The organism is Achromobacter sp. ACM01 (assembly GCF_014851745.1).
In the GTDB taxonomy this organism is placed as follows: domain Bacteria; phylum Pseudomonadota; class Gammaproteobacteria; order Burkholderiales; family Burkholderiaceae_B; genus Achromobacter; species Achromobacter aegrifaciens.
The window spans coordinates 162,950-189,455 of sequence record NZ_JACVAF010000008.1 but is presented as its reverse complement, the minus strand read 5'-3'; the positions used below and the strand labels follow the sequence as shown (position 1 = coordinate 189,455).

Sequence of the window (26,506 nt, the reverse complement as noted above, 5' to 3'; positions counted from 1 at the left end):
TCGCGGCGGGCGCCGCGCTAGGCCGCCGCCCGCCGCGGCCCGTCCACCGGGCGCAAGCGCTCTACCGGAGCGCCCGCCCGCGCCATCGGTCCCGCCCGCCAGTTCCCGGCGCCATCCAGGTCCAGCCTGTGCGTATGGAACACGTCCAGCGTGCTGCGATGTCCCACGCTGACCAGCATGCATGACGGCAGCGCCTCGCGCAGCAGACTGTACAGCGCATGCTCCAACCCTTCGTCGGTAGCGGACGTGGCCTCGTCCAGGAACACGATGGCGGGCCGGTTGTAGAGCACGCGCGCGAACGCCACGCGCTGCTGTTCGCCGATGGAAAGCATGCGCGACCAATCCGCGACTTCATCCAGGCGCCCGGCCAGATGTCCAAGGTTGACCAGCCGCAGCGCGTCGGCCAGGCGCGCATCGTCCTCGGGCTGCGCCAATCCCGGATACGCGACCGCGCCGCGCAAGTCGCCCAGGGGCAGATAGGGCCGCTGCGACAGGAACAAGGCAGAGGCGCCCTGCGGCCGGCGCACCGCACCCTGCGCATAGGGCCACAGGCCCGCCAGCGCGCGCAGCAAGGTGGTCTTGCCGCTGCCCGACGATCCCTTGATCAGCAGGGCCTGGCCCGGCCGCAAGTTCAGGTTCAGGTCGCGCAACAGCACCGTGCCGTCGGGGCGCGACACTTGGACGGATTCGATATCCAGGCCGTCCGGCAGGCTCTCCGTCCGCACCGAAGGCAACACGCGCGCAGCTTCGTTGGCGTCCAGAAAGCCGTTCAACCGGTCCAGCGTCGCGCGGTACTGCGCGAAGGTGTCGTAGGAGGTGCGGAAGAACGACAAGGAATCCTGCACCTGCCCGAAGGCCTGCGAAGTCTGGATCACGTCGCCCAGCTTGATCGCGCCGCTGAAAAAGCGCGGCGCCTGCAGGATGAATGGGAACACCACGGCCACCTGGCTCACCGACAGGTTGAAGCCGTCGAACTTCAGCCCCCGGTACACGCGCGCCCACAAGTTGGCGATGTAGGCCGAGAAACGCGTCCACAAGGTGGCGCGCTCCACGTTCTCGCCCTGATAGAACGCCACGTTCTCGGCGTTCTCGCGCAGGCGCACCAGCGCGTAGCGGAAGTTCGCCGTCAGGCGTTCGGACAGGAAATTCAGCTTGATCAGCGGACGCCCGATCTTGAACGCGAACAGCGTCGCCACGATCACGTACAGGTACACCATGAACACCATGGCGCGCGGGATCTCCACGCCCGCCACCGTCAAGGCGCCGGACAGGCCCCACAGGATGGACGTGAACGCCACCAGCGAGACGACCGCGCTCAGCGCGCCGATCGCCAGCGTGCGCGACCCCGTCACGAACATGGCGATGTCCTGTTCGATGCGCTGATCGGGGTTGTCGACCGGAGAGTCGACGAAATGGCCGCGGTAGTAGGCGCCCGCGCCCAGCCAGTCGCGGGTCAGCCTGTCGTTGAGCCACACGCGCCAGCGGATGTCGAAAGCCTGCCCGGCATAACTGTCGGCCAGGGTGCGCATCACGTGCACACAGGCCAGCACCGAGAAGATGCCCAAAAAGCGCCAGAATGCGCTCTGATCCAATGCCTGCAACGCGCTGTAGAAGCCGTTGTACCAAAACGAAAACAACACCGTCATGCGCACGGCGAACATCGCCAGGAACAACAGTAGCGCCAGCGTCAACAAGGGCCGCCAGCTGCGCCTGGGATCGAGATACGGACGCGCCAACCGCCAGAACTTGCGTCCCCAGTCCGTGTAGCGCGCAAGCAAGCCCCCGACCAGCACCAGCGCGACGGCCGAAATGCCGAACGCGCGCGCCAACCAGAGCCCGCTTTCCGCCAGTTGCTGCTGCCAGTTCAGGTCCATGAGTCGATTGCCCTCCGATACGCGTTTCTGGTTAGACGAGACGCACGCATCGAGTTCCGGCGCAGGAGCCGTTTTAAGCCTGGCTTAAGCGTTCCGGCGGGGTGATCGAAAGCCGTCTGACAGCAAGACGGGCCACGGCGGCTATCATGAGCGCCTGAGCAGCAATACCGGCAGGTAAGGAACCATGGACAAGATCCGGCTAGACAAGTGGCTATGGGCCGCGCGCTTCTACAAGACGCGCAGCCTGGCCGTGCAGGAAATCGGCAAGGGCCGGGTGTTGGTGAACGACCAGCCCGCCAAGCCCGCACGCGAAGTCGCGCCAGGCGATCTGGTCACAGTGCGCAAGGAGGACCCGGCGCTGCATGTACGGGTGATGGCCGTCAGCGGCGTGCGCGGCCCCGCCCCCGTCGCGCGCCAGCTCTACGAGGAAACGCCCGAAAGCGTGGCGGCGCGTGAGCGCGCAGCGGAAATGCGCCGCCTGGCGCCCGAGCCCGCGCTGGGCATAGAAGCCGGACGCCCGACCAAGCGCGACCGGCGGCTGATAGACCAGATGCGGGGCAAGTAAGTCCCCGGGCGCCGCCGGAACGCGTACGCATGTCCCGGCCGTCTTCCACGGCGCTCAAGCAGCCTCGTCCCCCAACACCGCCACTGTCTGCACGCTGGTGTACTCCAGCAGCCCTTCCAGCCCATTCTCCACGCCCAACCCGGACTGCTTGCGCCCGCCGAACGGCACGTCCGGCGACATGGCGTGGATATGGTTGATCCATACCGTGCCGGTTTCCAGGCGCCGCGCGATGGACCGCGCCAGCGCCAGGTCCTTGGACCACACCGACCCGCCCAGTCCATAGTCTGTGTCATTGGCGCGTTGGACGACCTCGTCGATGTCCCGGTATTTCAGCAAGGGCAGCACCGGTCCGAACGCCTCTTCCACCACGCTGCGCGCATCGTCCGGCGGATTGTCCAGGATGGCGACCGGCACGAAATAGCCCTTGCCTTGCGGAATGTCGCCACCGGCCAGAAAGCGCACGCCGTTGCGATGCGCATCCGCGATGAGATCCTTGACCCGCTCGTACTGCGGGCGGTTCTGGATCGGCCCCAGCCCTGTCCCCGGCTGCGCGCCATCTCCCATGACCACGCCCCGTGCGTGTTCCACCAACGCCGCGGCGAACTCGTCATAGATGGATTCATGCACATACAGCCGTTTGGTGGCCAGGCAAAACTGCGAGGAATTTCGGAACGCTCCCCAGAACAGCTTGGCAGCCGTCTCGCGCACGTCCACGTCCGGCAGCACGATGGCGGCATCGTTGCCGCCCAGTTCCAGCGTGATGCGTTTGAGCCTGCCGGATGCGCTCTGCATGACGCGCCTGCCCGTCGCGGTCGAGCCGGTAAAGGCGATCTTGTCGATGCCCGGATGCTCGGTCAGCCAGGGCCCCAGCCGGTCTCCGCCGCACACCACGTTCAGCACGCCTGGCGGCAGCAGGTCGCGAAACAGTTCGCCCATCTTGAGCGAAGTCAGCGGCGTGAATGGCGACGGCTTCAACACGACGGTGTTGCCCGCCAGCAAGGCCGGGGCGATCTTCCAGATGGCCAGCGTCATCGGAAAATTCCAAGGCGCGATCGCCGCCACCACGCCGATAGGCACATGGCGAGTCTCGAACACGCGGCCGGCGCCGTCGTCCAGCCGCGTGGCGGGCAGATCGCGCGCCGCGGTCGCGCGCAGCCAGGCGACGCAACGGCCGACCTCGGCGCGCGCGTCGGCGTGAGGCTTGCCCTGCTCGCGCGTGAGCAGGCGCATGAAGCCTTCGGTGTATTCCTCCAGTCTGTCAGCCATGGCAAGAAGCGCTGCCTGGCGCCGTTCCAAGGCCGTCTCGCTCCATTGCGCAAATGCGCGCGTCGCAGCCGCAACTGCTTCGTTCAACTGCGCCAGCGACGCGTCCGGCACGGTGGCAATGCGTTCCTCCGTGGCGGGATTGAGCACATCGAAGGTTTGCACCGACGTTTCCGCGCGGCCATCCACCGTCATGGTGTAACCGGAATCCAGATTCAGCTGCATGGTTCTATGCCTGTTTCGCGTTGGGTTGTTCGGGACAAAGGACCTGGCGCCCCACCACGCGGCCAGCCGCCAGATCGAGTAGCGCTGCCTGGGCGTCCTGCAGGCAGCGGCAGGAAATCGGAATGGCGCGCGGCCCGCGTTCCCGCACCAAGGTCATGAGTTCCTGCAATTCGGCCAGCGTGCCGATGTAGGATCCTTCGATGCTGATGGCGCGCATGGGCACCAAGGCCGGCGACAGCGGCAATTCCCCGCCGAACAGCCCGATCAAAATCAATTGCCCGCCTTTGGCCAGCAGATCCATGCCCTGCTTCACCGTGCCCGCCGCGCCCACGCAATCGATCACCGCCCAGATCTCGCCAGCGGCGCGTCGAACCTCGTCCAGCGCGTTTGCGGCATGCGCGTCCACGGCAAGGCTGGCGCCGGCGGCCAGCGCGGCGCCCCGGCGCGCGCCATCGGGTTCCAGCACGATCACCTGCGGACACCCCAAGGCGCGCAGCAAGCTCACGCACATGAGGCCCAGGCCGCCTGCGCCGACCACTACGACCGTTTCCGCCTGCAGCACCTCCGGCGCAATCTTGCGGATGGCGCTGTAGGACGTCAGGCCCGAGCATGCGTAGGGCGCGGCCTGCTCTGGTCGCAGGTCGCCGATATCGATCAGGTAGCGGGCGTCCGGCACCAGAATATGGTCGCTATAGCCGCCCGGCCGAAAGATCCCCAGGAAGCGCGGTGCGGCGCACAGGTTTTCGCGACCGCGCCGGCAGACCTTGCAGTCGCCGCAACCGATCCATGGATACACCAGAAAGCGCTGTCCCGCGACAACCCCATTTGCATCTGGCCCGGCGGCGACCACCACGCCCGCTGTCTCATGGCCCAGAGTCAACGGCAGCGTGACGCCGCGCTGCTCCACGCGCAGGCGCTTGTCGCCGCCCAGATCGTAGTAGCCCTCCCACGTATGCACGTCGGTATGGCATACGCCCGCGGCAAGCACCCGCAGCAACACCTGCGCGCCTTGCGGTTCGGGCGCCGGGCGCTCGATGGGAACCAGCGGCTGACCAAAGTCGGTTACGTCATAGCTGATCATCGCATCGCCTGCTTGATCAATGGGCAGCCGCCGCGGTCTTCGGGCCGGAATGCGACGTCGCCCGGGATGACCGCCACCTGTTTGTACAGATCCCACTCGCCGCGGGATTCCTCCGGCTTCTTCACTTCGAACAGATACATGTCGCGCACCACCCGCCCGTCCGCGCGCAGCCGTCCGTTGCGCGTCATGAAATCGTTGATGGGCGTCTCACGCATCTTGGCCATCACGGCGTCGGCGTCCTTGGTGCCGGCCGCCTTGACCGCGTTCAAATAATGCAGCACCGCGCCGTAGGTACCGGCCTGGGTCATGGTCGGCTTGCGCCCGACCTTGTCCTGGAAGCGTTGCGACCAGGCCCGCGTGGCGTCGTTCTGGTCCCAATAGAACGCCTCGGTCAACAGCAGCCCCTGGCCCAGGGGCAGTCCGATGGACTTCACGTCCGAGAGGAACGCCAGCAGCGCCACCAGCTTCTGCTGGCCGCCCGGCCGGCCGATACCGAAGTCCGCCGCCTGCTTGATCGCGCTGATCACGTCGTTGCCGCCCAGCGCCAGGCCGATGATGCCCGCTTTGGAAGTCTGCGCCTGCAGCAGATAGGAACTGAAGTCCGGCGTATTCAGGGGCGAACGCACAGCCCCCAGCACCTTGCCGCCGTTCTTCTCGATGACCGCGGAGGCGTCGGCCTGCAGCGCGTAGCCGAACGAGTAATCCGCGGTCATGAAATACCATTCCTTGCCGCCCTGTGCGGACACCGCCGCGCCCGTACCGTTGGCCAGCGCGTAGGTATCGTAGGTCCAATGGACGGTGTAGGGCGAACACGCCTTGGCGGTCAATTCCGAGGTCGACGCGCTCGTCACCATGACGATCTTTTTCTTTTCGCGGCCGAGTTCGCTGATGGCCAGCGCCAGCGCCGACGTGGGCAAGTCGGTGACCATGTCCACGCCATCCTGGTCGAACCAGCGCCGCGTCGCCGCGCTGGCGACGTCGACCTTGTTCTGGCCATCGGTGTACACCAGCTCGACCGGCTGGCCCAACACGCTGCCGCCGAAATCCTGCACCGCCATGCGCGCGGCCTCTACCAGGCCCTTGCCGCCGATGTCGGAATACGCCGAGCTCATGTCCGCCATTACGCCGATCTTCACTGGGCCGCCGGCTGGCTGCGCTTGTGCGCCTGCCGCAACGATAGCGGCGCCCGCCAACGCGTACACCGTTTTCACGATTGCCATCGATATGTCTCCGTTATGAGTAAACGCCATTTGCGCAGCAACTGGCCTATTGCCCCGGCCCGAGTCCTTTTGTATCGTAGGCACGCATTTTTCAGCTTCGTCCAAAGCGACGATTTTCGTGTTGCTTGCGGGTTTCCCCCGAGCCGGCGCGCAGTCGTTCCTCACCCAACAGGCAGATCATGCGCCCTCTGTTTTCGCCCGGACATGCGCTGGCCAGCGGCAAGCTCGGCATCCCCGCTGCCCACGCCGACCACATCCCGCGTGAATCGCTGTGTGCACTGGTCTGTGCGCCCGGCAGTCCCAAGATCGTCCTCGCGCGCGGCCCCGCCGGCTATGGCAAGACCACGCTGCTAGCCCAGTGCCTGGCCCGCTTGAGCGCGCAATCCGTGCGCGGTGCGTGGCTGACGCTGGACCGCGGCGATAACGATCTGCCGCGCTTTCTGCGATGCCTGACCGCCGCGCTGGAACCCTTGGCCGCACCGCCCGGGGCGCTGGCGAACATGGAGGCCGACGACGCGCTGGCGCTCGCCCTCATCGAAGCCATCGCTACGCAAACCGCCCCCTTTGCGCTGGTGCTGGACGAGTTCGAGTCCATCGTCGCGCCAGGCGTGCTGGACTTCGTGCAGAACCTGATCAACCGCCTGCCGCCACAGGGCCGGCTGCTGATCGGGTCGCGTCACGCCACCGGCCTGGAACTGGGACGCTTGCGGGCCGACGGCCGGCTGTTCGAAATCGACGCCGCCCAGCTTTGCTTTTCGCTGGACGAGACCACCCTGTTCTTCGCCCGGCGCAACCCTGCGATCACGCGCGCCGAAATCGGCCAGCTTCATCACAAGACCGAAGGCTGGATCGCCGCGCTCTGGCTGGCCTGCGCCTCACTGGCGCGACAGGACTCCGCCTCGGCGTTCATCGAACGCTTTTCGGGCAGCGACCAGTCCGTCTCTGACTATCTGGCCCAGGATGTGCTCGCCGGACAGACGCCCGAGTTGCGGCGCTTTCTGTTGCGCACCAGCATCCTGAAGCAACTGAACGCGGCGCTATGCCAGGCTTTGCTGCCGGACCTGGACTGCGGCAGCATCCTGCGCGAACTCGAAGACGGGCAGATCCTGCTGTCGCGCTCCTCCGCGGATGCGGCTCAATACCGTTACCACGGCCTGTTCGCGAGCTATCTGCAATCCAGACTGCGGCAGCAGGATCCAGCGGACATTCCCGCGCTGCATCTGGCGGCCTCCCGCTGGTACGCCGAGCAGGGCCGTCCCGTTCCTGCCATCGATCATGCCATCGAAGGCGGCGACTTCGATCAGGCCCTCGCCTTGCTGGCGACACACGCGGAAGCGCTGCTGGCCGAGGGGCGCATGCGGCTGCTCTCCCGCTGGTTCACGCAATTGCCCGCGGCCGTCCTGGCCCGCCGCCCGGCGCTGCAGGCGGTGCAGGTGTGGGCAACCTGTTTTACGCGGGGCGCCAGCGAGGCTTCGCTGCAAATGGACGAGCTGAGGCTGGCTTGCAGCCCCGATCCCGACGTCCGCGCGCATGTGCAGGCCCTGCGGCCCTTGCTGCTCTCCATGACCGATCGCCACGAAGAGGCCTACGCGCTCGGCATGCCCGGCATCGCCGCCGCGGCAAACGCATCCACCTTCGCCGCGACTGCCTTGGCCAACGCCATGGCCAACGTCGCAGCCGTGCTTGGCCGCTACCAGGAAGCGCAACAACTGCTGGATGCCGCCCGCCGCGCGCAGAGCCTGGCCGCCAGCGCCTTCAATCAGATGTACTCCGAAGCGGTGGAGGGCATCATCGACTTGCAGGAGGGCCGCATGCGTCAGGCTGGCGCGCATTTCCGCATGGCGGTCCACTCCACCCGCAAAGGCGCGTACGGCCAGGCCAACGGCAACGCCTGGGCCGGCGTGCTGTACGCCGCCGGGGTCTACGAAGCCGGCGATCTGGAGCAGGCTGCCCGGCTGTTGCGCGTCTACGTGCCGCTGGGACGGGACACGGGACACCCGGACCATCTGATACTCGGTTATGTGATGCTGGCGCGCATCGCCTTTCTGTCGGGCGACATCGTGCAGACCTTTTATCTGCTGGGCGAACTGGAGTACCTCGGCCATCAACGCCGCCTGCCCCGGATTGCAGGCAGCGCCCGCGTGGAGCGCGCGCGCGTGCTGCTGCTGCAAGGACACCCGCAGGCCGCGCACGACGAGCTCAGGCGCGCGGAAGACGACGATCTGTGGGCTCGCATCGAAACGCTGCGCCTGCCTTCCAACGACTTGCTGTACCCGCGGCTGGGGATGCTGCGCGTGCAGTCCTACACGGGCAAGCCCGGGGATGCGTTGCGCCAGCTGGATGCGGACATTGCGCGCGCCGTATCGGCCCGCCGCGTCCGGCGCGCCTACAAGTTGGGGATATTCCGCGCCGTCGCCCTGGCGCGCGCGGGCGATGAAGCGCAAGCCCACCAGCAGTTGGCAACCTTGCTGGACACGGCGCAGCGCGAGGGACTATGCCGCGTGCTGGCTGACGAAGGCAGCGCCTTCCTCTCGCTATTGCCGCGCTTTTTCTCCTCGCCAGTCGGCTGCGCATGGTTGAATGGCTGCGCGTCAGCCCAGGCCTGGTTCAACCGTTTCCAACGCCATGCCGGGATGCCCGTGGACGCCAGCCCGGCCGCGCCAGCCGCCGAGCGCGCGCCGGCCGACGCCTTGACGGCCAAGGAACTGAACGTGCTGCGCCTGGTCGCGGACGGCCATTCCAACAACGCCATCGCCCAGCGCCTGTTCGTATCCGAAAGCACCGTGCGCACCCATCTGCGCAACCTGAACGTAAAACTGTGCGCCGACAGCCGCACCCGCGCCGTGGCCCTGGCGCGCGAAGCCGGTCTGCTGTAAGGCCGGGACTGGCTGGCCTGCCGGCGATTAAGATAGGGACTTTTGCGCGTGTCCATCATGAAAAGCAGTTCTACAGGCGGCCTGGTCTATTCCACCGACGGCGGCCGCATGTGCCCCGAATGCCGCAAGCCGCTGGCGCAGTGCCTGTGCAAACAGGCACAGACGATTCCCGCCGGCGATGGCGTGGCCCGCGTGTCGCGCGAAACCAAGGGGCGCGGCGGCAAGAGCGTCACCGTGATCAAGGGCCTGGCGCTGGACGGCGCGGCGCTGAATGCGCTGGGCAAACAGCTGCGCAACGCCTGCGGCTCCGGCGGAACGGTAAAGGACGGCGCGATCGAAATCCAGGGCGACCACTGCGAGCGCGTCATGGAATCCCTGCAAAAACAAGGCATCCGCGCCAAGCGCGCGGGCGGCTGACACCGACGGAGCACCAGCGATGACCGAACCCCAAACCAGCGCCGTCGCCAGTTGGCACGCCCATGTCTATTTCGACGCCGCCAGCCGCGACGCCGCCCACGCCCTGCGCGAACGGATCGCCGCGCGCTTCGCCGGCCAGATGGAGCTGGGGCGCTTCCATGAGCGCCCCGTCGGCCCGCATCCCCAGTGGAGCTACCAGATTGCCTTCACGCCCGAGCGCTTCGCGGAGATCGCCACCTGGCTGACGCTGCACCACGGGGCGCTGGATGTCTTCATGCATCCCAACACAGGCGACTCCCTGCGCGACCACCGCGACTGCGCGGTGTGGATCGGACGCAGCTACACGCTGAACCTGCAGGCGCTGGGCGCCTGAGCAGCTACAGCGCGCGGCCCACGATCAGCGAATCCAGCGCCATCATGGGATCGCTGCTCTTGCCTTCGTACGGCAGGCGGCTGAGCACGTAGCGCATCGCGTTGATACGCGCGCGCTTCTTGCAGTCGGACTTGACCACCACCCAGGGCGCATCGGCCGTGTCGGTGTGCGCGAACATCGCCTCCTTGGCCCGGGTGTAGTCGTCCCATTTGTCCAGCGAGGCCAGGTCCACCGGGCTGAGCTTCCACTGCTTGAGCGGATGCACCTTGCGCTGCAGGAAACGGCGGCGCTGCTCTTCCTGGCTGACCGAGAACCAGAACTTGATCAGGTGAATGCCGCTGCTGACCAGATGGCGCTCGAAATCCGGCACCTGGCGCAGAAAGTCCAGGTATTCGTTCTGGGTGCAGAAGCCCATTACGCGCTCCACGCCGGCGCGGTTGTACCAGGAGCGGTCGAACATGACGATCTCGCCCGCGGTGGGCAGATGCTGCACGTAGCGCTGGAAGTACCACTGGCCCTTTTCCGTATCGGAGGGCTTCTCCAATGCGACCACGCGCGCGCCGCGCGGGTTCAGGTGTTCCATCATGCGCTTGATGGTGCCGCCCTTGCCGGCGGCGTCGCGGCCTTCGAACAGGATCACGACGCGCTGGCCGGTGGCCTTGACCCAGGCCTGCAGCTTCAGCAGTTCGACCTGCAGGTTGTACTTCTGCTTTTCGTAGTTACGGCGCAGCATGCGGTGGCGATAGGGATAGATGCCTTCGCGCCAGTCCGCGGCCAGTTCATCGTCAGGATTGCGGCGCGTGCGCGGCGCTGCCGAATTGGCTTCCAGCAGCGCGCGATGCACGGCCTGCGCGTCGTCCGGCGACAGTTCCTCGATGACCGAGCGCAGCGCCTCGCGCGCCTGGGCCGGTGCGCTGACGTTGTAGCGACGGGCGATATCGGCCAGCACGGCCACCGTCTCCTGACGCGCGGCGTCCTGGCGCGCGACGACGCGCTTGCGCACATCGAGAGCCGGCTCGGCGGCGGCCGCGGCCGACACGGCGTCGCCCGCCGCGGGCGTCCTGGCCGCGCGCGGCTTGCGGCTGGTGGTCACTGGCGTGACGACGGTCTTGACTACCGTCTTGACGGCCGGCTTGGTGACCGCCCTGGTGTCAGCGCCTGCGGTCCGCTTGGCCGCGCGCTTGCGCGGCGTCTCGGCTACGGCTTGTTCGGTGGCTGGCGTTGTCTTGTCTGTCATCGATCCTGTCCTCGCTACGCTGATCGTCCTGCCCGCGCCTGTCAGGCTTGCGCCTGGGGCCGCTGTCGGGAAAAGCGCAAACGCTACTCCGAGCCCAGCCCTGCGGATTTGACTTCGATCAAACGTTGTAACATTTTTGCAGAGCGCAAGGCCGCTACACTGGCCTCCCGTCACCCGCCCCTGCGCCATGTGGTCATTCATCAAACGGCTATTAGCCGGCCCGACCCCGCCCCAAGATCCCCTGCGCGAAACCCTGAGCTTCGATGAAGCCGGCTTCACGCGCAGCAGCGAACTGGCGCGCGCGCTGGGCCAGCGGGAATTCTGGCCCTGGAGCGAGATCCATGAATTCGGCTTCCGCTATACGCAGGCCGTCTTTCCCGACCCCTGGTCGGGCGACTACATGGAAGGCCTGTGGTTCCTGCGCGTGCCCAGCGACGGCGGCGGGCTGATGGCCATGGAGTTCGACGAGGCCACGCTGGACGCCGAACGGCTGCCTCCCGCCCTGCAACGGAACATGCCCGGGCTGGACATGAACGCACTGCGCGCGGGGCTGGCCGCCGCCGCGCGCGGGCCACGCAACTTCGAGGACAGTGGGGAATGGGTGGCGTGGCGGCGCGCAGCCGCTACACCCGGTCCAGGCCCTGCTTGAGATCGGCCAGGATGTCCTCGGGCGTCTCCAGGCCCACCGACAGCCGCAGCAAGCCCTCCGACAGCCCGTAGCGTTCGCGATCCTCGGCCGAGTAGCTGGCATGCGTCATGGACGCGGGATGCTGGATCAGGGTTTCGGGATCGCCCAGGCTGACCGCGATGCGCGCGAGCTTCAGGTTGTTGAGCAGCGCGCGCCCCGCCGCCAGTCCGCCCTTGAGTTCGAACGCGACCAGGCCGCCGCCGGCCGATTGCTGGCGACGCGCGATCTCCGCGCCCGCCGTATCCGCCAGGCCGGGATAGAACACGTCGGCCACCGCGGAATGCTCGCGCAACAGCCTGGCCACCTTCAAGGCGGATTCGCTGTGGCGCGCCACGCGCAGCTCCAGCGTCTTGATGCCGCGCAGCACCAGGAAGGCGGTGAACGGCGACAAGGTGGCGCCCGTGAAGTAGCGCAGCCCTTGCAGCCGGATGGCGTCGATGTGTTCCTTGCGCCCCAGCACGGCGCCGGCCAGCAGGTCGCCGTGGCCGCCCAGGTACTTGGTGGCCGAATGCAGCACAATGTCGGCGCCATGCTCCAGCGGACGCTGCAGCACCGGCGTCGCGAAGGTGTTGTCGACGATGGTCAGCAGCCCCTTGCCGCGGGCGATGGCGGACACCGCCGCGATATCCACCAGGCGCAGGTTGGGATTGGCCGGCGTCTCGAAATAGACCGCGCGTGTCTTGGGACCGATGGCCGCGGCTACGGTCTCGGGGCGGGTGAAGTCGGCGAATACCGCGCGCACGCCAAAGCGCGCCAGTCCCTGCGTGAACAGGGTGAAGGCGGTGCCGTACACAATCTGGTCCACGACGATTTCATCGCCGCTTTGCAATAGCGAGAACAGGGTCGCCGAAATCGCCGCCATGCCGGACGCGGTCACCACGCCGGCTTCGGCGCCTTCCAGCGAAGCCAGGCGCTCTTCCAGCAGCGCCTGCGTCGGATTGCGGGTGCGGCCGTAGACGTAACCCTGCTTTTCGCCCAGGCGGATCTGGTCGAAGGACTCGATGCCGTCCTGGGTGTATGTGGAAGTCAGGTAGAGGGGCGGAGACAAGGCGCCCTGCTCGTCCAGCGGGTCATAGCCCAGGTGGATCGCGCGCGTGGCAAAACCGTGTTGCGGGGACTCGGACATTTCAGCGTTCCTGTATGTTCGGGTAAGGCCGGGGCGCACAGCCCCGGCGCGGAATCAGCGTTTGTGGTCGGCGCGGCGCGACAGCCATTCACCGGTGAATTGCACGATGGAGACCAGCGCGATCAGGATCACGATCACCTCGAACATCACGCGCGTCTCGTAGCGTTCGTAGCCATAGCGGATCGCCAGATCGCCCAGGCCGCCGGCGCCTACGGCGCCTGCCATGGCCGAGGCGTTGATCATTGCGATGACGCTGACGGTCATGCCGCCGATGATGCCCGGCAAGGCTTCCGGCAATAGCACGTGGCGCACGATGTGCCAGCGACGGCACCCCATGGCCCTGGCGGCCTCCACCAACCCGTGGTCCACGTCGTTCAGGCTGACCTGGGCGATGCGCGCGAAGAACGGCACCAGATTGGCCGACAGCGGCACGATGGCGGCCCACGTGCCCAGCGTGGTACCCACCAGGAAGCGCGTGAACGGCAGCATCGCCACCAGCAGGATGATGAAGGGGATGGCGCGGAAGGTATTGACCGTCACCGACAGGACCTTGTTGAAGCGCGGCCTGGGATAGAGATTGCCCGGCGCGGTGACGGTCAGCACCACAGCCAGCGTCAGGCCCAAAACGATGGCGATGACGGCAGAGACGCTCACCATCGCCAGGGTCTGCAGGAATGCCTGCAGGTATTTATCAAGCATCGGCAGCGACATAACCCAGCACCTTGATCTGATCGGCCACCAGCGCGGCGCGCGCGGCCTCTTCCTGTAATGCGTCCGCAGGCACGGACACCAGCAGGCTGCCCTGCGCATGGCCGCGCAAGCGGTCCAGTCCGCCATGCAGCAGCGTCGCACCGGCGCCGAGCGCGGCCAACGCCTGCAGGGACACGCCATCCGGACGCCCCTGCCCCGTAAAGCGCAGCCGCAGCACCGCTACGCCCGCGCGGCCCTGCAGGTCGGGCACCAGCCTGCCGGCAAGATCGGCGGGCAAGTCGTGCTGCAAGGGCCGCAGCAAGGCCCGCGTGGCATCGGCCTGGGGATTGCCGAACACGCGCCAGACCTCGCCTTCCTCGACCTTGCGGCCGCCGTCCAGCACCAGCACCCTGTGGCAGACCTCGCGGATCACCGCCATGTCGTGCGTGATCAGCACCACCGTCAGGCCCAGCTTGCGGTTGATGTCCAGCAACAAGGCCAGGATCGACTGCGTGGTTTCCGGGTCCAGCGCCGACGTGGCTTCGTCGCACAGCAGGATCTCCGGTTCATGCACCAGCGCGCGGGCGATGCCCACCCGCTGCTTCTGGCCGCCGGACAGCTTGGCCGGATAGACATCGGCCTTGTCGCGCAGCCCCACCAGTTCCAGCAGTTCCTCCACCCGAGCCCGCGCCGCGGCGGGCCTGACGCCCGCCACGCGCAAAGGCAGGGCCACGTTCTCGGCCACGGTCTTGGCCGACAGCAGGTTGAAGTGCTGGAAGATCATGCCGATGCGACGGCGCAGCCCCACCAGCGCGTTCTCGTCCAGGCCGCCCACATCCACGCCGTCCACCCGCACCCGGCCGGCGCTGGGCCGCTCCAGCATGTTGATGGAACGCAGCAGCGTGGACTTGCCTGCGCCGCTGCGTCCGATGATGCCGAAGACCTCGCCGCGGGCGATGGAAAACGACACGTCGGACAGCGCGGCCACCGGCCCCTGCGCGCCCTCGTAGCGCTTCTGCAGCCCTTCGAACACGACGTGCGCATCAACGGCCTGCGGTCGCGGTGCGGCGTCGGCCAGCTCGGCCATGGAGAATTCGTGTTGCATCATTGCCCGATTCCGATCTCAGAAAACCGGAATCACCGAGCCTTCGTACTTGCTCAGGATGAACTGGCGCACTTCCTCGGAGTGATAGGCCTTGACCAGTTCAGGCACCCAGGGCGCGTTCTTGTCCTGTTCGCGAACCGCGATGATGTTCACGTAGGGGTTGTTTTCCTTCTTCTCCACCGCGATGCCGTCGCGCGTGGCGATCAGCCCGGCCTGATAGGCGAAGCTGTTGACGATGGCCGCGGTGTCCACGTCCGGCAGCGAGCGCGCCAGCACCACGGAGGCGCTTTCCACGAAATTGAGCTTCTTGGGGTTGGAGGTCACGTCCGCCAAGGTCGCCGTGCCGGTGGCCGGATCGAAACCGTCCTTCAACGTGATCAGGCCCTGGTCGCGCAGGATGACCAGCGCGCGCGTCTGGTTGCTGGGGTCGTTGGGAATGCCGACGCGGGCGCCTTCGGGCAGCTCATTGAGCGACTTGTACTTCCTGGAGTAGAACGCGATGGGCGAGATCAGCGTGTTGGCCACGGATACGAGCTTGTAGCCGCGCTGCTTGATCTGGTCGTTCAGGAAGGGGATGTGCTGGAAAGCGTTGGCGTTCAGGTCGCCATTGTTGAGCGCCTCGTTCGGACTGGCGGTGCCTGTGATCACCACGGGCTCCACGGCCAGGCCGTTCTTCTTGGCGACCTGGGCCACCACCTCCCAGATCTGCTCGTCGACGCCACCGCGCACGCCCACCTTCAGGGGTTTGGGATCGGCCGAGAATGCCGGGCCATGGAACATTGCCGCCGAAGCCAGCACCGCGCCCAGCAGGCGCTTGAAGAAACGGGAAGTCATGTTGGAATCGCCTCTCAGGCTATGCGGTTATGAGAGAAACGATTCTAGGGAGGGGGACGGACCCCGCGAACGAATAGTTCGTTGAGTCCTTATTACAGGGGCGTTTGGTTATGGCGGCTGGGCATATGGTCCCGGCACATGCGCCGCGCAGATCAGAAGGGTTTGACGACCACCAGCGTCACGATGGCCGCGGAAGCGATGACGGTGAAAGGCGCGTACAGATCCACCAGCGGCGGACGCTTGGCGCTGCCATTGGCCATGCGCCGCAATGCCGCGCTCTGGATGCCGAGCAGCGCCGACAGCGCCAGCGCGAAGCCAACCTTGACCCAGATCCAGGTCATCGCGAACCAGCCGAAAGTCATGGCCAGGTGCAGGCCGACCAGCCAGGTCAGCACCATGGCCGGCGTGGTCACGTAGAGCGTCCAACGGCGCAACGCGCCCAGCATCTTGCGTTCTTTGGGCGCTTCTTCGCTGTCCTGCGGCTGCGAGGACAGCAGGAACAAGGACACGAACAGCGATCCGCCCAGCCAGGCGACCACGGCCGCCACGTGAAGCATTTTCAGGAGTTGATAGGTCATGATGCCCGCGATTATCGCCGGATGCGGACCGCGCCGCGAGTCGGCGCGGCGCATCCGTTTGCGCTACGGCAAGCGGTGCCCGGCAAGGCTGCCTTACTTGGCCGCCTCGGGGCGGGCCGGGGCGGCCGCGCCGGATGCAGGGGCCGACGCCGGAGCGGGAGCGGTCGAAGCGGGCGCGGCGGATGTCGGCGCGGCGCTTGCCGGCGCGGCGCTTGCCGGAGCGGCGGACGCGGGCCCACCAGGTGCAGGCGCTTTTGGAGATTCGCTACCGCCGTTGGCCGCGGCCGGATTCAGGGTATCGGCTGGCTTGTCCGGAGATTCCGCGGGCTCGGCCGGCGCGGCCTTGGGCTGCGCCTTGGCACGGCTCGCGGGCGGATGAGGCGCGGCGGCCGCCTGCGCGTCCGGCAGGAAACGCTGCAGCAACTGGAAGAAACCTTCGTAGAACTTGGGTCGCGCAACCGTCTGGCTGCCCGTCTTCACCAGCGAATCGTCGCTGGAGCCGAACGGCATGGACACCTGCCCCAGCACGCTCACCCCCACACTGGCCGAGCTGTTGGTTCGCTTGATCGAATAGCGGTCCTGCACCGCGTTGGCGAACACCGTGGCGCGCTCGTTCGCGCTGCCGTCGGAGGCGCATTCGATGTTGAAGGCGATCTGCGTATGCTGGCCGTTCTCGTCCTGGAAATTCTTGTGCCCCGTGACCCGCGAACCCTCGAACTTGTCGATGTTGTAGCCCTGGCTCAGCAAGGCGCGGCGGCCCGCGTCGCAGGCGGCGACGTTACTTGCTTCGACGGTGCGCGAGTAGGTGTTGTTCTGGGTGAAGTCTTCTTTTTCGAACTCTGGCTTGGGGGATGAGCATCCCGCCAGGACGCCCACCAGGGCAACGGACAGGGCCAGCGACGAACTGCGGGAAAAACGGGGCATGAATTGGAGGAACAGTAATGCGTCAAGCGTCCGTTATAGCGCATCCCCGGCACCATTTCTTTTACGAGGAATGTGCAGTTCAACGGAGAGGTAACAGAGTTCAAAAAAAAGGGCCGCATCGCGACCCTTGCAGCCGCGTTCAGGGCGACACGCGCGCCGGCGCAAGCGGCGGCGCCTCCTGCGCCTCCAGGTTCAGGCTGCGCCGGTAGTGCTTGCAGCCAGCGGCGAGCAGGCCGATGCACAACACCGCGGCCACGCCAATCAGGACCGAGATGGATTGCCCGACTGCCGCCGGGTTCTTGAACAACCGATCAGTCAGCATGGCCACGGCGGTGGTGCCCAGGCCCAGCCCGATCAGGTTCGAGATCAGCAGGAATAGCGCCGACACCTGGGCGCGCAGCTGATTGGGGGGCAGGATCTGCATCGCAGCCGTCGAGGTCGGCATGGGGAACGAGGCGAAGAACATGGCCGGCAGCAGCAAGCCCACCGACCACCACAGGGAATCGACCTGGGTGAAGATCACCGCCGGCAAGGCCATGCCGGCCGCGCCGATCACGCCGGCGCGCAGCGGCGCATCGCTGTAGCCGCGCTTGGCCAGCCAGTCCATCAGCCAGCCGCCGCAGAACACCCCGGCGGTGTTGGCGACGAGCACCACCACGCCCAGCATGTAGCCGGCTTCCGAAGGCGACATGCCGAACTTGCGCATGTAGAACGCCGGCGTCCAGCCCAGCAGCGCGAACAGCACCATCGCATAGAACGAGAAGCCCAGGTAGTGGCAGAAAAAGGTGCTGCGGTGGCGGCCCAGGAAGCGGAAAGTATCTTTCATGGCAGGCTTCTGCACCTGCCCCGAGGCATTGCGCCGCAAGCCCAGCCGCTGCGGATCTCGCACCGTCAGCAGGATCAGCAGCGCGATCAGCAGGCCTGGCAATCCCACAATGAAGAAGGTCACCTGCCAGGGCCGCATCGCGCCTATCCAGGGCAAGGCAACGGTATCCACGCTCTTGAGCAGGTTGATGACGTAGCCGCCGATCAGGAATGCCATGCCGCCGCCGATGAACGAGCCGATCGAATATATCCCGACTGCGCGCCCCAGTTTTTCACGCGGAAACATGTCGCTGAGCATGGAGTACGTGGCAGGCGACAGCGCCGCCTCGCCCACGCCCACGCCGATCCGCGCAAGAAACATCTGCGCGAAATTGCGCGACAGGCCACAGGCCGCCGTGGCCAGGCTCCAGAATGCGACGCCGATCGCGATGATCTTGGGCCGCGAATAGCGATCCGCCAGCAAGGCGATCGGTATGCCCATGAAGGCGTAGAACAAGGAAAACGCCAGCCCGTGCAGCAAGCTGAATTGCGTGTCGGACAGCTGCAGGTCATGCTTGATGGGCTCGATCATCAGCGCCAGGATCTGCCTGTCGACGAAGGAAAATATGTACGCTAGCATGCATATCACCACGACGTACCACTCGTAGGCGTAGCTAGGTTTTGATCCGTGCCGCGGGCTGCCGTCAGTCATGGTTTGTTTCCCTTGTATGGTGGTGAGATCTGCCCATGCCCAAGGACCGGGTCGCGTCTCACTTGCTTGCAGGCCCATCTTTTGTAGGTCTTTGCGCAGCCAGCCTCTATACGCCTGACGCAATGACTGTTCCCGCTGCGCAGGAAAGCATGTTCAACGACACCAATCCGCTGGACCGCCATTGCTTGCTGGACTCGGGCAACATCGCCGAGATCAAGGACCAGGTCAGCCAGCACCTCTGGTCGCACCGCATGTGCGTCCCCCCGGGAAAACCCCTGCAATCCCGCCTGTACGGCGTCTTCTTCGGCAATGCGGCCTTGTTCGATCTGCACTATGGCGCGGAAGTCGAGATCGACGCCGGCGATATCGCCAGCTACTACCTGATCCGAATCACGCTGCAAGGCTCCGGGCTGATCACGCTGGGCAAGCGCAGCGCGTCGATGAGCGCGGGCAGCCTGACCATTTCCTCGCCGTCCGAGCGCAGCGTGATCCGCATCGGCCGCGACTGCCGCAACCTGATCCTGCGCATCGAGCGCGAGGCGCTGGAGCGCCAGCTGCAGCGGCTGCTTGAACGCCCTATCAAGCAGGCGCTGGTGTTCGACCTGCAAATGGATGCCGACGCTCCCGGACCGGTGGCGGTGCGCGAAACGCTGGACTATCTGTGCCGGCTGTACCGCCATCCCGCCATTGAAGGCGTCACGCAAACGCTGGCCGCCGGCTTTTCAGACTACCTGCTGACGCTGCTGCTGACCCAGCTGCCGCACAACTACTCCGAGGCTTTGCAGGCAGACCGCCGCCAGCCGTTGCCGCTGCACGTGCGGCGCGCGCGCGATTACATAGAAAGCCATCTGGACCAGCCGCTATCGCTGATGGACCTGGCGGCCTACTGCGGCGTCTCCGTGCGCACGCTGCAAAACGGCTTTTCGCAGTTCCTGAAGCAGAGTCCCAGCGACTACGTGCGCAACCAGCGGCTGGCCCAGGTGCACGCGGCGCTTGCGCAAGCCGGCGAAGGCGATAGCGTCACCGACATCCTGCTGCGGCACGGCATTTCCAGCTTCGGGCATTTCGCCACCCACTACCGCAAGCGCTACGGCTGCCTGCCGTCGGACACCCTGCGCCAAAGCAGGCATTAGGCGTCGCACGGCAGCGCCGGATTCGCTTGCCGGATCGGAACGCCGCTTGCGCGTTCGGCGCAGCCACGCCTGCACGCCGCCGCTAGGATCAAGGCTCCATCTGACGGAGCTTGACCATGAGAATCAGCGTCATAGGCGGCGGCCACGGCTGCTACGCGGCAGCGGCCGAGCTGTTTGAGAAAGGCCATCACGTGCATTGGTGGCGCAGGGACTGGTCGGCCTTCCAGGGCTTGCGGGATGCGGGCGCGCTGACGGTCACCGACTATCGCGGCAGCCGCCAGGTTCCGCTGGGCGACGGACCGCGGCAGTTGCAGCTGGTGCGCGACCTGGCCACAGCCGTGGAGCATGCGGAGCTGCTGGTCATTCCCCTGCCTTCCACCACCCACGAAGCGCTGGCGCGGGAATTGGCGCCGCTGCTGCGCGACGGCCAGGTCGTGTTCCTGCCGCCTGGCACCTTCGGCTGCTACGTCTTCGCCCGCGCCATGAAAGACGCGGGAAACGTCGCGGATACGGCCTTCGCCGAAACCGGCACCCTGCCCTATCTGGCCCGCAAGCATGGCGAAAAGGTCGTGATCAGCGGCTACGCCACCCGTCTGCCCACCGGCGTCTTTCCGCGGCGGCTGTCGAAGCAGGCGCTGGCCGTGGTCCAGCGCGCCTACCCCAGCATCGAACCGATAGAGGACGGACTTTCGGGCGCACTGATGAACGCCGGCCCCATCATCCATCCGCCGCTCATCATGATGAATGCAGGGCCGCTGGAACACTTCGACAAATGGGACATCCACAACGAAGGCACCCAGGCCTCCATACGGCGCGTGACCGACGCGCTGGACGCGGAGCGCATCGCCATCCGTGTGGCCCTGGGCTATGCCGCGCCCCACTTCCCGTTGGCCGACCACTATGCCGCCGAAGGCGATGAATGGATGTACGGCCGCGGCGCCCATGGCAAGCTCACCGACAGCGGCGACTGGCGCGAGGACATAGACCTGCACACGCACCGCTACATGCTCGAAGACACGCGGCTCGGCCTGTCATTCCTGGTGTCCGCCGGCCGCTGGGCGGGCGTGCCGACGCCGGTCGCGCAAGGCCTGCTGAGCCTGGCCAGCGCGGTCACCGGCCGCGACCTCTACGCGGAAGGACGCACATTCGAACGCCTGGGCCTGGACCGCCTGTCGCACGCGGACATGCGCCAGCTTCTGGCCGAAGGCTGCTGACACGGAGATGCAAGCCATGAATGAAAAAATGTGCGTAGTCGGCGCCGGCCGCATGGGCGTGGGCATCACGCTGTCATACATCCATGCCGGACTGGACGTCACGCTGATAGACATCAAATCGCGCACGCCCGCCGAGCAAGCCGGGTACTTCGCCCGCGTGCGGGACGATCTGCGCCGCGAGCTCGGCATCCTGTGCAGCCTGGGCTTGCTCGACGCCGCGCAGGCGGAGGTTGCGCTGGCGTGCGTGCGCCTATGCACGCGCGAGGATGCGGAGGCAGACCTGAGGCAGGCGCGCGTGGTGTTCGAAGCCGTGCCTGAACGCCTGGACGCCAAGCGCGATGCCTTTGTATGGCTGGGAGCGGCCTGCGCGCCGGACAGCATCATCGCGTCCACCACGTCCACCTTTCTGGTCACCGAGCTGGCGGAACTGGTGCAAAACCCGCAGCGCTTCCTGAACGCGCACTGGCTCAACCCCGCCTACCTGATACCGCTGGTGGAAGTGAGCCGCGGCCCGCAGACCAGCGAGGCCGCGACGCAAGGGCTGCTGGCAGCGCTGCGCCTGGCGGGCAAGAAGCCCGTGCAGTGCGCCCCCGCCGCGGGCTACATCGTGCCCCGCATCCAGGCCCTGGCCATGAACGAAGCGGCCCGCATGGTGGAGGAAGGCGTGGCCAGCGCCGAAGACATCGACACGGCCGTGCGCCTGGGCTTCGGCCTGCGTTTTTCGGTTCTGGGGCTGCTGGAGTTCATCGACTGGGGCGGCGGCGACATTCTCTACTACGCCTCGCGCTACCTCGCCGATGCCATCGATCCGCGCTTCGCCTCGCCTGCGGTCATCGCCCGCAATATGGAACAAGGGCGCAACGGGCTGCGCGACGGCCAGGGCTTCTATGACTACGCCGGCATGGACGTGAATGCCTACAAGATGGAGCGGCTGGCGCAATTGTGCAAGCGCCTGGAAGTGATGGACCTGCTGCCCCGCTACGGCGCGGCGAGGCAGCCGTCCGCGCGATAGCGGGCCTATTGCTCCAGCTCGCCCAGGATCCGGTACGCCAGGCGGACCCTGGCCTCGTTGGGATAATTCCGGTTGGCCAGTATCACGATGCCCAGCTTCTTCGACGGCACGAACGCCACATAACCGCCGAAGCCATTGGTCGAACCCGTCTTGTTGATCCACACGGTCTCCTGCGGCGGCAGCGGCGGGTTCAACGCCGCCACGGGCTGGCTCTGGCTGTTGTAGTTGCCGGCATTGGCCGTCAACAGCGCGTCCAGCGTTGCCGGATAGCGCAATTGCTCCCAGGCCAGGTCCTGGGTCATGTCGCCCAGCTGGTAATAGCCGACGTGTGTCTGCGCGATTGCGCCGCGCAGTTCGGCATCCGCGAGGTTCAAGCCCATGTTCGCGTCGACGAAACGGATCAGGTCGCGTGCGCTGGTCTTCACGCCGTAGGCTTCGTCGGCCAGCACGCCCGGATTCACGCGCACGGGCGCATCCTGCTTGTTGTAGCCCTGCGCGTAGTCCGCCATCCTGGCGGCGGGCACGTCGATGTAGGTGCTGGTCAGGCCCAGCTTGGGAAACAGGTCCCGCTCCATGGCCGCCTTGAACGGCCGGTTCAGGCTCTTGGCCGCCACCATGCCCAGCATGCCGATACTGGGGTTGGCGTAGGTGCGATACGTGCCAGCGGCATGCTCGGGCTTCCAGGCCTTGAGATAGGCCATCAGCTGCGCCTGGTTCTTGATCGCGTCGGGCACCTGCAAGGGGAAGCCGCCGGTCGTGTGCGTCCCCAGGTTGATCAGGCTCAGCTTGGCGAAGTCGCTGCCGGCGAGCTCCGGCAGGTACTTGGCCGGACTGTCGCTCAAGGCCAGGCGGCCGCGCACCTGTGCATAGGCTGCCAGGGTTGCCGTGTAGGTCTTGCTGATGGAGCCGATCTCGTACAGCGTATCGCTGCCGGCCGGCCTGCCGGTCTGCCTGGACGCCACGCCATAGTTGTAGAAATGCTGTGTCCCGTTGCGGGTCACGGCGATCGACATGCCCGCAATGCCGTGTTCGCGCATGACGGCCTGGACCGCCTCGTCGACCTTGCGGTCCGTCTCTGCCTGGCCGGCCTGCGCCAGCGCGCAGCCTGCGGCCATCAGCGCAAACAATCCCGTGCGCAGCATGCTGTTCAAGCGCATTCTCGTCATTCCCTGTCGTGTCGGATCCGTGGCGCCGCGACGGCGGCGCGCATGCATCGTAGCGCGATGCGACGCCTTATTGGTACTAACCCTTGGTCTCATCCCAGGGGAATTTGGCTATTCTCGCCTCGTCGATCCAAAACCCCGCAGAAGAGACCTGCCCCCGCGGCAGGCGCCGACGGAGCAACCGCCCCGGAAACTCTCAGGCAAACAGGACTGCGCGGTCTAGACAATCTGGAGAGAGGCGCCAAGCGCGCCCACCGAAGGGGAACCCGCCGCCGTCTGCGCCGCGGGTGAAGCTCTCAGGTACAGAGACAGATGGGGTGCTGCGGCCGGGTGGCCGCGGCCACTCAATCTGGAGCCATCATGCCCCGCATCGCCATCATTGGCGCCGGTATCACCGGCGTCACGTCCGCCTATGCCTTGAGCAAACTGGGATATCACGTCACTGTCTATGACCGCCAGCGCTATCCGGCCATGGAGACCTCCTACGCCAACGGCGGCCAGTTGTCGGCCAGCAACGCCGAGGTCTGGAACAGCACCGCCACCATCATGAAAGGCCTGCGCTGGCTCGGCCGCCACAACGCCCCGCTGCTGCTCAATCCCCGCTTCAGCTGGCACAAGTACTCCTGGCTGGCGCAGTTCATCGGACAGATCCGCAACTACCGCCGCAACACGATCGAGACCACCCGGCTGGCCATCGCCGCGCGCCAGCATCTGTACGCCATGGCGGAAGAAGAAGGCATAGATTTCGACCTGGAGCGCCGCGGCATCCTGCACATCTACCACGACGCCGCCAGCTTCGAGACCGCGCGCCGCGCCAATGCCCTGCTGCAGGAAGGCGGGCTGGAGCGCTACGCGGTGTCGCCCGAGGAAGCGCGCAGCATCGAACCCACGCTGCAAACCCCTTGCCATGGCGGCTTCTACACGCCCTCGGACGCCACCGGCGACATCCACAAGTTCACCAGCGGCCTGGCCCGCGCCTGCGAGCGCCGCGGCGTGCGCTTCGCGCAGGACGCCGACATCCGCAACATCAGCGTGGACGGCGCGCCCTACGTGCTCGACGTCGTACGCGAGGGCGGCGCGCGCCGCGAGCAGCACGAGGCCGACGCCATCGTCGTCTGCGCCGGCGCCGTCAGCCGGCAGTTCGCCAGGCAACTGGGCGACACGCTCAACATCTACCCGGTCAAGGGCTATTCCATCAGCGTGCACCTGGACGACGCCGCCAGCCAGGCGGCCGCACCGCACGTCAGCCTGCTGGACGAAGCCGCCAAGATCGTCACCAGCCGCCTAGGCGACCGCTTCCGCGTGGCCGGCACGGCGGAGTTCAATGGCTTCAACATGGACATCCGCGCGGAGCGCGTGCAGCCCCTGGTGGACTGGACCCGCAAGCACTTCCCCGGCATCCGCACCTCTCGCGTGGTGCCGTGGTGCGGGCTGCGCCCCATGACTCCAAGCATGATGCCCCGCGTGGGCCCAGGCAGGCGGCCCGGCGTGTTTTACAACACGGGGCATGGGCACCTGGGCTGGACCTTGTCGGCGGCGACGGCGCAGATGCTGGCAGCTAGCGTGAGGGAGGGGGTGGGAGAGGCCTGAGTTGAGGCGAGCAAACCCAGCATTGATGCAACCAGGTTTGCTCGTACCGCTTCGCCTACTTTCTGTCCGAATAATGGGAGAAAAGCCGGCGGATAAGTGAACTCCAGTCTACAGTTGCACCTATCGGTACTTGCACTGGAGGCCCATGCCGTGAAACGCTCGCATCAAGACCAGGCGATTCCATACTGCAATCGCAGCGGGGATAAGGCGGAAGCCTATGCCCTGCTCAAGCTAATCGATCGAGGCCGGCGCGAAATATCGCAGGGAAACGTCATTCCTGCGGGCCACGTCTTTGCCCAATTTGAAGCAATGGACAAAGATGCCGAGGAATGACACTCCCGATTGCATTTCTTCCGCCCGTGGTGAATCTGTTCGCGGAAATTGATCTGCAAGCTCAATAATGCAAGCTCGCTACGAATGCTCAGGTCCCGACGCTGCGCGCTCCAACTCCTTGTGTGTGTAACGCCGCGTCGGTCAATGTACTAAGGCCGCATCCCTGTCTTCGGCAGTCAGCAGTTCCGCGTCCGCATCGTGCCGGAGACTGTCCTTGCACACTTCCCCATCCTTCACCACCAGCAAGATCCGCTCCGGATCCACCAGCAACGACAGATCCTTCAGCGGATCCCCATCGATCATGACCACGTCCGCCAGATAGCCAGGACGCAGCATGCCCAATTCGTGCGGACGTTGCATGATCTCGCCGCCCAACCGGGTGGCGGACACGAGCGCTTCGGTCGGGGTCATGCCGATGTAGTCCACGAAGTACTGGAGGTCGCGGGCGTTGGTGCCGTGGGGCATCCAGGCAAAACCGTAGTCGCCGCCGGGCAGGATGCGGATGCCGCGCTTGTGCATCTTGCGCAGCGACTCCGAGGCGATTTCCAGCTCGCGCTTGTAGCCCATCTGTTCGGCTATGGCGGGCGTGATGCCGTACTCGGACGCGTTGAAGGCGGTGCGGATCAGCCAGCCTATGCCGGGTGCAACGAAATGGCGGTCCTTGTTGGCTTCCAGCATGTCCAGGGCCTCTTCGTCGGCAAAGCTGGCGTGGTAGATCATCTCGATGCCATGGCGCACGCATTGCTTGACTGACTCGCTGGAGCGCGCGTGCGCCGCGACCCGCTTGCCATAGCGCTTGGCCTCGTTCGCCAGCATGGCGATCTCGTCTTCGGCGAAGGGCGACATCTCGGCCGGCAGGCCGGCGATGTACTCGCCCGACAGGTTGATCTTCAGATGGTCGACGCCGTACTTGATGAAGGTGCGCGCCGAGCGCCGGATCTCTTCGGGGCCACAGCACACGCTGCCGAAGCTCAGTTCGTCGAACGGCATGTGCGGCAGCGAGTTGTCGCCCAGCGCGCCTATGGTGGTGATCTCCTGGCTGCCCGCCAGGTAGCGCGGCCCCGGGCATTCGCCGGCATTGATGGCATTGCGCAGCACCACGTCCAGGCGCGGCTTGGCCGCGGCCGCGCCGATTGCCGAGGTCCAGCCCATTTCCAGATAGCGTTTGGCCACGCGCACGCACCAGAGTATGTGCTCTTCCGGCGGCATGAACTGGATCGCGGCCAGCGTGGGCTGGTCGTTCCAGGAAAAATGCGTATGCGCTTCCGTCATGCCCGGCATCAGGAAGCGGCCGCGCCCATCGATGATGCGCGCGCCCTCCCGGCTCACCTGCTCGGGCGTGCGCGCGACCTGCGAAATGCGCGCGCCGTCGATCAGCACCTCGCCTTGAAAAGGCTGCTTGCCGCTGCCATCGAAGATGACGACGTTGGTAATGGCAATTCTGGACATGACAGGTCTCCTCCGGCCCG

The 26,506-nt window shown here is 66.2% G+C and carries 24 protein-coding genes and 2 riboswitches; of the genes, 10 read left to right on the top strand and 14 right to left on the bottom strand.

Going from position 1 to position 26,506, the window contains the following annotated elements; all coding sequences use genetic code 11:
* Positions 1-17: 17 nt before the first annotated feature.
* Positions 18-1,874 carry an ABC transporter ATP-binding protein/permease gene (locus IB268_RS28330; protein ID WP_192355171.1) on the bottom strand — a complete coding sequence of 619 codons (1,857 nt, stop codon included), beginning with the start codon at positions 1,872-1,874 and terminating at the stop codon, positions 18-20.
* A gap of 184 nt (positions 1,875-2,058) precedes the next feature.
* Between IB268_RS28330 and IB268_RS28325 the strand changes: the two genes are divergently transcribed.
* Entirely contained in the window at positions 2,059-2,439 is a 381-nt protein-coding gene (locus IB268_RS28325) for an RNA-binding S4 domain-containing protein (RefSeq protein WP_054452689.1), read from the top strand.
* Positions 2,440-2,493: 54 nt separating this feature from the next.
* On the opposite strand, the gene IB268_RS28320 is transcribed toward IB268_RS28325, so the two are convergent.
* Genes IB268_RS28320 through IB268_RS28310 form a run of 3 tightly spaced genes read right to left on the bottom strand, consistent with a single transcriptional unit; the run spans position 2,494 to position 6,228 of the window.
* The gene (locus tag IB268_RS28320) at positions 2,494-3,927 is read right to left on the bottom strand and encodes an aldehyde dehydrogenase family protein (RefSeq protein WP_192355170.1); all 1,434 of its coding nucleotides are present in this window, start codon (positions 3,925-3,927) and stop codon (positions 2,494-2,496) included.
* A gap of 4 nt (positions 3,928-3,931) precedes the next feature.
* A complete protein-coding gene (locus IB268_RS28315; RefSeq protein ID WP_054452692.1) occupies positions 3,932-5,008 on the bottom strand; it encodes an alcohol dehydrogenase catalytic domain-containing protein in 1,077 nt (358 codons plus the stop codon).
* Positions 5,005-6,228, bottom strand: coding sequence for an ABC transporter substrate-binding protein (locus tag IB268_RS28310; protein WP_054452695.1), 1,224 nt, complete (start codon positions 6,226-6,228; stop codon positions 5,005-5,007). The genes IB268_RS28315 and IB268_RS28310 overlap by 4 nt, the downstream gene beginning before the upstream one ends.
* A gap of 179 nt (positions 6,229-6,407) precedes the next feature.
* On the opposite strand from IB268_RS28310, the gene IB268_RS28305 reads away from it, so the two are divergent.
* The 3 genes from IB268_RS28305 to IB268_RS28295 are packed head-to-tail and all read left to right on the top strand — an operon-like array spanning position 6,408 to position 9,894.
* Positions 6,408-9,104 carry a LuxR C-terminal-related transcriptional regulator gene (locus IB268_RS28305; RefSeq protein ID WP_192355169.1) on the top strand — a complete coding sequence of 899 codons (2,697 nt, stop codon included), beginning with the start codon at positions 6,408-6,410 and terminating at the stop codon, positions 9,102-9,104.
* A 57-nt stretch (positions 9,105-9,161) separates the two neighbouring features.
* Positions 9,162-9,521: a translation initiation factor Sui1 gene (locus IB268_RS28300; RefSeq protein WP_192355168.1), complete on the top strand. Its 360-nt coding sequence runs from the start codon at positions 9,162-9,164 to the stop codon at positions 9,519-9,521.
* A gap of 19 nt (positions 9,522-9,540) precedes the next feature.
* Positions 9,541-9,894 (top strand): DOPA 4,5-dioxygenase family protein, encoded by a 354-nt coding sequence (locus tag IB268_RS28295; RefSeq protein WP_119449945.1) that lies wholly within the window; start codon positions 9,541-9,543, stop codon positions 9,892-9,894.
* Between the two features lie 4 nt (positions 9,895-9,898).
* On the opposite strand, the gene ppk2 is transcribed toward IB268_RS28295, so the two are convergent.
* Complete coding sequence (ppk2, locus tag IB268_RS28290) at positions 9,899-11,131, bottom strand: polyphosphate kinase 2 (RefSeq protein ID WP_192355167.1); 1,233 nt, start codon at positions 11,129-11,131, stop codon at positions 9,899-9,901.
* A 187-nt stretch (positions 11,132-11,318) separates the two neighbouring features.
* Between ppk2 and IB268_RS28285 the strand changes: the two genes are divergently transcribed.
* Positions 11,319-11,780 carry a hypothetical protein gene (locus IB268_RS28285; RefSeq protein ID WP_166738276.1) on the top strand — a complete coding sequence of 154 codons (462 nt, stop codon included), beginning with the start codon at positions 11,319-11,321 and terminating at the stop codon, positions 11,778-11,780.
* On the opposite strand, the gene IB268_RS28280 is transcribed toward IB268_RS28285, so the two are convergent.
* The 7 genes from IB268_RS28280 to IB268_RS28250 form a co-directional block, all read right to left on the bottom strand.
* The gene (locus tag IB268_RS28280; protein WP_192328686.1) at positions 11,755-12,945 is read right to left on the bottom strand and encodes a PLP-dependent aspartate aminotransferase family protein; all 1,191 of its coding nucleotides are present in this window, start codon (positions 12,943-12,945) and stop codon (positions 11,755-11,757) included. The two genes, IB268_RS28285 and IB268_RS28280, sit on opposite strands and share 26 nt — an antisense overlap.
* A 54-nt stretch (positions 12,946-12,999) precedes the next feature.
* Positions 13,000-13,656: a methionine ABC transporter permease gene (locus IB268_RS28275; RefSeq protein ID WP_054452712.1), complete on the bottom strand. Its 657-nt coding sequence runs from the start codon at positions 13,654-13,656 to the stop codon at positions 13,000-13,002.
* On the bottom strand, positions 13,637-14,743 hold the full coding sequence (locus tag IB268_RS28270) for a methionine ABC transporter ATP-binding protein (protein ID WP_175163110.1): 1,107 nt from the start codon (positions 14,741-14,743) through the stop codon (positions 13,637-13,639). The genes IB268_RS28275 and IB268_RS28270 overlap by 20 nt, the downstream gene beginning before the upstream one ends.
* A gap of 15 nt (positions 14,744-14,758) precedes the next feature.
* Positions 14,759-15,574, bottom strand: coding sequence for a MetQ/NlpA family ABC transporter substrate-binding protein (locus tag IB268_RS28265; RefSeq protein WP_054452716.1), 816 nt, complete (start codon positions 15,572-15,574; stop codon positions 14,759-14,761).
* A gap of 152 nt (positions 15,575-15,726) precedes the next feature.
* Positions 15,727-16,152, bottom strand: a complete 426-nt coding sequence (locus IB268_RS28260; protein WP_054453660.1) for a CopD family protein — start codon at positions 16,150-16,152, stop codon at positions 15,727-15,729.
* A 93-nt stretch (positions 16,153-16,245) separates the two neighbouring features.
* Positions 16,246-17,076, bottom strand: coding sequence for a DUF2242 domain-containing protein (locus IB268_RS28255; protein ID WP_192355166.1), 831 nt, complete (start codon positions 17,074-17,076; stop codon positions 16,246-16,248).
* Positions 17,077-17,215: 139 nt separating this feature from the next.
* Complete coding sequence (locus tag IB268_RS28250) at positions 17,216-18,592, bottom strand: MFS transporter (RefSeq protein ID WP_082400869.1); 1,377 nt, start codon at positions 18,590-18,592, stop codon at positions 17,216-17,218.
* 122 nt (positions 18,593-18,714) lie between these two features.
* Here IB268_RS28250 and IB268_RS28245 point away from each other — a divergent pair, with 122 nt between their 5' ends.
* The 3 genes from IB268_RS28245 (at position 18,715) to IB268_RS28235 (ending at position 21,951) form a co-directional block, all read left to right on the top strand.
* Positions 18,715-19,725, top strand: coding sequence for an AraC family transcriptional regulator (locus IB268_RS28245; RefSeq protein ID WP_225589267.1), 1,011 nt, complete (start codon positions 18,715-18,717; stop codon positions 19,723-19,725).
* Between the two features lie 116 nt (positions 19,726-19,841).
* Positions 19,842-20,939 carry an NAD/NADP-dependent octopine/nopaline dehydrogenase family protein gene (locus IB268_RS28240; RefSeq protein WP_119449951.1) on the top strand — a complete coding sequence of 366 codons (1,098 nt, stop codon included), beginning with the start codon at positions 19,842-19,844 and terminating at the stop codon, positions 20,937-20,939.
* A 16-nt stretch (positions 20,940-20,955) separates the two neighbouring features.
* Entirely contained in the window at positions 20,956-21,951 is a 996-nt protein-coding gene (locus IB268_RS28235; RefSeq protein ID WP_370540042.1) for a 3-hydroxybutyryl-CoA dehydrogenase, read from the top strand.
* A 5-nt stretch (positions 21,952-21,956) separates the two neighbouring features.
* Here the strand turns inward: IB268_RS28235 and ampC are convergent, their stop codons facing one another.
* Positions 21,957-23,117 carry a class C beta-lactamase gene (gene ampC / locus IB268_RS28230; RefSeq protein ID WP_370540041.1) on the bottom strand — a complete coding sequence of 387 codons (1,161 nt, stop codon included), beginning with the start codon at positions 23,115-23,117 and terminating at the stop codon, positions 21,957-21,959.
* Positions 23,118-23,245: 128 nt separating this feature from the next.
* A riboswitch (glycine riboswitch) is annotated at positions 23,246-23,337 on the top strand.
* Between the two features lies 1 nt (position 23,338).
* Positions 23,339-23,430: riboswitch (glycine riboswitch) on the top strand.
* 44 nt (positions 23,431-23,474) lie between these two features.
* Here ampC and IB268_RS28225 point away from each other — a divergent pair.
* Positions 23,475-24,704 carry a D-amino acid dehydrogenase gene (locus tag IB268_RS28225; RefSeq protein ID WP_192355164.1) on the top strand — a complete coding sequence of 410 codons (1,230 nt, stop codon included), beginning with the start codon at positions 23,475-23,477 and terminating at the stop codon, positions 24,702-24,704.
* Between the two features lie 150 nt (positions 24,705-24,854).
* A complete protein-coding gene (locus IB268_RS28220) occupies positions 24,855-25,037 on the top strand; it encodes a hypothetical protein (protein ID WP_124260413.1) in 183 nt (60 codons plus the stop codon).
* Positions 25,038-25,178: 141 nt separating this feature from the next.
* Here IB268_RS28220 and IB268_RS28215 read toward each other — a convergent pair whose 3' ends face one another.
* Positions 25,179-26,486 carry an amidohydrolase family protein gene (locus IB268_RS28215; protein ID WP_192355163.1) on the bottom strand — a complete coding sequence of 436 codons (1,308 nt, stop codon included), beginning with the start codon at positions 26,484-26,486 and terminating at the stop codon, positions 25,179-25,181.
* Between the last annotated feature and the right edge of the window lie 20 nt (positions 26,487-26,506).

Coding starts and splice junctions, on each gene's coding strand:
- IB268_RS28330 (WP_192355171.1), bottom strand. CDS start 1,874: ATGGACCTGAACTGGCAGCAGCAACTGGCGGAAAGCGGGCTCTGGTTG.
- IB268_RS28325 (WP_054452689.1), top strand. CDS start 2,059: ATGGACAAGATCCGGCTAGACAAGTGGCTATGGGCCGCGCGCTTCTAC.
- IB268_RS28320 (WP_192355170.1), bottom strand. CDS start 3,927: ATGCAGCTGAATCTGGATTCCGGTTACACCATGACGGTGGATGGCCGC.
- IB268_RS28315 (WP_054452692.1), bottom strand. CDS start 5,008: ATGATCAGCTATGACGTAACCGACTTTGGTCAGCCGCTGGTTCCCATC.
- IB268_RS28310 (WP_054452695.1), bottom strand. CDS start 6,228: ATGGCAATCGTGAAAACGGTGTACGCGTTGGCGGGCGCCGCTATCGTT.
- IB268_RS28305 (WP_192355169.1), top strand. CDS start 6,408: ATGCGCCCTCTGTTTTCGCCCGGACATGCGCTGGCCAGCGGCAAGCTC.
- IB268_RS28300 (WP_192355168.1), top strand. CDS start 9,162: ATGAAAAGCAGTTCTACAGGCGGCCTGGTCTATTCCACCGACGGCGGC.
- IB268_RS28295 (WP_119449945.1), top strand. CDS start 9,541: ATGACCGAACCCCAAACCAGCGCCGTCGCCAGTTGGCACGCCCATGTC.
- ppk2 (WP_192355167.1), bottom strand. CDS start 11,131: ATGACAGACAAGACAACGCCAGCCACCGAACAAGCCGTAGCCGAGACG.
- IB268_RS28285 (WP_166738276.1), top strand. CDS start 11,319: ATGTGGTCATTCATCAAACGGCTATTAGCCGGCCCGACCCCGCCCCAA.
- IB268_RS28280 (WP_192328686.1), bottom strand. CDS start 12,945: ATGTCCGAGTCCCCGCAACACGGTTTTGCCACGCGCGCGATCCACCTG.
- IB268_RS28275 (WP_054452712.1), bottom strand. CDS start 13,656: ATGTCGCTGCCGATGCTTGATAAATACCTGCAGGCATTCCTGCAGACC.
- IB268_RS28270 (WP_175163110.1), bottom strand. CDS start 14,743: ATGATGCAACACGAATTCTCCATGGCCGAGCTGGCCGACGCCGCACCG.
- IB268_RS28265 (WP_054452716.1), bottom strand. CDS start 15,574: ATGACTTCCCGTTTCTTCAAGCGCCTGCTGGGCGCGGTGCTGGCTTCG.
- IB268_RS28260 (WP_054453660.1), bottom strand. CDS start 16,152: ATGACCTATCAACTCCTGAAAATGCTTCACGTGGCGGCCGTGGTCGCC.
- IB268_RS28255 (WP_192355166.1), bottom strand. CDS start 17,076: ATGCCCCGTTTTTCCCGCAGTTCGTCGCTGGCCCTGTCCGTTGCCCTG.
- IB268_RS28250 (WP_082400869.1), bottom strand. CDS start 18,592: ATGACTGACGGCAGCCCGCGGCACGGATCAAAACCTAGCTACGCCTAC.
- IB268_RS28245 (WP_225589267.1), top strand. CDS start 18,715: ATGACTGTTCCCGCTGCGCAGGAAAGCATGTTCAACGACACCAATCCG.
- IB268_RS28240 (WP_119449951.1), top strand. CDS start 19,842: ATGAGAATCAGCGTCATAGGCGGCGGCCACGGCTGCTACGCGGCAGCG.
- IB268_RS28235 (WP_370540042.1), top strand. CDS start 20,956: ATGAATGAAAAAATGTGCGTAGTCGGCGCCGGCCGCATGGGCGTGGGC.
- ampC (WP_370540041.1), bottom strand. CDS start 23,117: ATGACGAGAATGCGCTTGAACAGCATGCTGCGCACGGGATTGTTTGCG.
- IB268_RS28225 (WP_192355164.1), top strand. CDS start 23,475: ATGCCCCGCATCGCCATCATTGGCGCCGGTATCACCGGCGTCACGTCC.
- IB268_RS28215 (WP_192355163.1), bottom strand. CDS start 26,486: ATGTCCAGAATTGCCATTACCAACGTCGTCATCTTCGATGGCAGCGGC.